This is a genomic window from Endozoicomonas sp. SESOKO1 (assembly GCF_024606265.1).
Classification (GTDB): Bacteria; Pseudomonadota; Gammaproteobacteria; order Pseudomonadales; family Endozoicomonadaceae; genus Endozoicomonas.
Genome location: NZ_JAHHPP010000313.1, coordinates 1 through 2,036, shown reverse-complemented (window position 1 = coordinate 2,036; position 2,036 = coordinate 1). Strand labels below are relative to the sequence as shown.

Here is a 2,036-nt window from a genome sequence, read left to right as displayed (position 1 = left end):
GTCGTGGATCAGTCAGACCTGCGCCGGGGCAAAGACACTGTCAACGCCCTGTGGGGCAACGCACCCAGCGTCCTGGTGGGTGATTTTCTCTATTCCCGCGCATTCCAGATGATGGTGGGGCTGGAAAGCTTCAAACTGCTGCATATTCTGGCCGATGCCACCAATGTCATTGCCGAGGGTGAGGTCATGCAGCTGATGAACATCAATGATGCTGATGTGACTGAAGATGACTACATGGAAGTCATTCGCTGCAAAACCGCCATGCTGTTCCAGGCCTCCAGCCAGACCGCCGCCGTGCTGAGCAAAGCCAGCCCGGAACTGGAAAAAAATATGGCTGACTACGGCAATTATCTCGGCATTGCCTTCCAATTGGTGGATGATCTGCTGGACTATAACGGCGATGCTGAAACCATGGGCAAAAACCTTGGGGATGACCTGGCGGAAGGCAAACCGACATTGCCGCTGATTTATACCCTGAAGCATGGCACCAGTGAACAGAAGGCACTGGTAAGGGAAGCGATTGAGCAAGGCGGACGGGACAATATTGCAGCGGTTGTGGAAGCGGTTCGCAGCTGTGGAGCAGTTCAGTACACTGCCGCTAAAGCCCGGGAATACACAGCCAAAGCAAAACGCTGCCTGAACTTATTGCCTGAAGGTGAGTATCGCAGTGCTATGGCAGACCTTGCAGACTTTGCGGTTGTCAGAAGCCATTAAACAACATTTATTGCAAGGCGAACCCTTTCAAGAAAAGTGGCCGGTATTTTGTGAATACCGGCCCTTTTTTTATGGCTGGACAAAAGCCAGGTTCGCCGAAGCCTCCAGAAAGATCTGCCCCCGTTTTTTTTCTGACACATGCAACTTTTCCACTATTTTGAAGTCGAATTTGTCCAAACAAATAGGACATTGGACAAATTCATGCTTCCGTTAAATACAGAAATCAATTCAATGCTTTTCCAACCCTGGCAACCGGATACTGCTTCTGAAAAGCCACCAATACCAACGGTTGCCCATCAGCCAGAATATATTGAATTGCCCGGGGTTCATTGTTACGAGGAACTGGAAACCCACGCTGCCTTTCCTGAGATAAAATCCCGTTTCCTGAATGATATTGAGGAGATGAAACAACTGATACACCCCTACGTTAATCATCAATACGATGAATCATTAGATAGTTTTTATGAGCATATGGAATCACCGCCTGAACATATTAAAAACAGCATGGTCACCCTGTATCGTGAGACACGCTTCCAGATTCGACAGTTAGTCATGCAACTCAGGGATCAACAACACGATCCAGAATATGTTGACAACCAGAATTACATCGCCGGGATACTTCATGAGTGCGTGAGCGAGATTATGGAGTGCGCTCCCGGTATTCACGGCCGCTTTACCCGGAGTTTTCTTAATTTGGAAGCCTCCCGGGGAGGGCTGGACGGGAAGCTCTTCAATGTCAGAAATGAGCTGTTTGATCAATTTGTCCAGTCTTTCCTGCTTGAGCTGCAACGGGAGAGGTTGGTTGATATACCACCAGACATGGAGGTTCACTGGATGCACAGCTTGCACAATCTTTTCTGTGAGCCTCTGGGGCTTCCTCATATCGATGACCCACTGGCACCGGGCAATCTGGGTGATAACCTTACCCGGCGATTTCTTGCTGATGCACCACTGTCAGTCAATGCCTGTACCATCCTGCGTAAACTCTCGTCCGGGTGGTCTGACCAGCTCAGTGCAACCCTGAAAAAACTGGGCGTACAGGCATGGGAAACCGACGTTATTGCCCCCTTTGAACTGACTTCAGAGAGAACGGGGACGCTTGAAAGCACGCTCTTTAAACCAGTCAATCATCTACTGCAGACAAGCGGAGAACAGTCCCTTGATCTCAGGACCATCATCGAAGAAACAGGCAATGGCAACTATTACCTTGGCCGGCATCGGGAAAAGTTACTGGCCTGGGTGGCCAGCCATTTCTGTGAATCATCGGCCAAGGTGTTCGCCACTATTCCTGAAGGTGTCGATTCGGCCTGGCATATCGGCAC

Annotated in this window: 2 protein-coding genes; both read left to right on the top strand. The window is 49.9% G+C overall.

Features of this window, described 5'->3' with window-relative positions; genetic code table 11:
* On the top strand, window positions 1–714 hold a 714-nt coding region (locus tag KDK13_RS14020; RefSeq protein WP_257285597.1), incomplete at its 5' end, for a polyprenyl synthetase family protein.
* A gap of 231 nt (window positions 715–945) precedes the next feature.
* Window positions 946–2,036, top strand: a 1,091-nt coding sequence (locus KDK13_RS14015) for a hypothetical protein (protein WP_257285596.1), incomplete at its 3' end; no start/stop codon positions are given.